Origin of the sequence: Mesorhizobium sp. M1E.F.Ca.ET.041.01.1.1, from assembly GCF_003997355.1 — a bacterium.
Classification (GTDB): Bacteria; Pseudomonadota; Alphaproteobacteria; order Rhizobiales; family Rhizobiaceae; genus Mesorhizobium.
On sequence record NZ_RZSL01001260.1, the window covers coordinates 1 to 445 of the forward strand.

Genomic DNA, 445 nt, shown 5'->3' on the forward strand with positions numbered 1-445 from the left:
AGAGAAAATCGCTCCGCGATTTCTCGCGGTCATACGCCCGGCAGCGCGCTCTTGGCCGCTATGTCGAAGAAATCGAGCAGGATGGCCATTCCGACACCGCTGGCTGTGAAGATGAGGCCGGCGATGAATATCCGGCTGGCGCGGTCATGAATGATGCGCTGCAGGGATTTGATGTCGAGCAGGATGGCGAGCGCCCGCATCTGCAGGGCAATGCCGACCAGGATCGGCACGACGGCAATCAGATGATAGGTCTGCCATGGAATCGGGTTGGCCGCCCAATGGGGATGAAGCCCAGCGAAAATGCCAGCAGGATGCCGACGATGGTGACGGTGCCGTTGCGGAAAACCGGTTCGACCAGATCTTCTTTCGGGTCCTGCTCGTCCAAGCCACCCTCCCCTCGATTGGCGGTCGAGGGATAGATTAAACGCTCGCAAAATCGCTGTAC

Annotated in this window: 1 protein-coding gene and 1 pseudogene; both read right to left on the minus strand. The window is 59.3% G+C overall.

The genetic code is table 11. From position 1 onward, the window contains the following. Positions 1-29: 29 nt before the first annotated feature. The gene (locus EOA38_RS40885) at positions 30-230 is read right to left on the minus strand and encodes a hypothetical protein (protein WP_245481045.1); all 201 of its coding nucleotides are present in this window, start codon (positions 228-230) and stop codon (positions 30-32) included. An 8-nt stretch (positions 231-238) separates the two neighbouring features. Continuing rightward, a pseudogene (locus EOA38_RS40890) lies at positions 239-445 on the minus strand (hypothetical protein); the annotation flags it as partial.